Source organism: Streptomyces pseudogriseolus (assembly GCA_002154585.1).
Lineage (GTDB): Bacteria > Actinomycetota > Actinomycetes > Streptomycetales > Streptomycetaceae > Streptomyces > Streptomyces pseudogriseolus.
The window spans coordinates 7,859-8,159 of sequence record MUNG01000312.1; the positions used below are offsets into that span (position 1 = coordinate 7,859).

General features: G+C 69.4%; 1 protein-coding gene. It reads right to left on the minus strand.

Annotation, left to right across the window (positions count from 1 at the left end; all coding sequences use genetic code 11):
- A partial coding sequence (locus tag CCN29_RS36215; protein ID WP_442538486.1) for an FAD-dependent oxidoreductase occupies nt 1-253 on the minus strand: 253 nt, incomplete at its 3' end.
- Nucleotides 254-301 lie beyond the last annotated feature (48 nt).

Consider the following 301-nt stretch of genomic DNA (forward strand, 5'->3'; position numbering starts at 1 on the left):
CGGCCTGCTCCATGGGCGGGGTGTCGTCGGCGACGATGATGCCCAGTTCCTCGTAGGAGGAGTCGAAGGTGGTCATCACCTCGGCCGTGGCGATCAGGGTCTTGGACGGCACGCAGTCGGTCAGCACCGACGCACCGCCCAGGCCGTCGCAGTCGACGACGGTCACCTCCGCGCCGAGCTGCGCGGCGACCAGCGCCGCTTCGTATCCGCCGGGTCCGCCACCGATGATCACGATCCGAGTCACGTACTCCATTGTCCCGCACACTTCACCGTGCGACCGCCCGGGGGTGCTCCCCCTCGC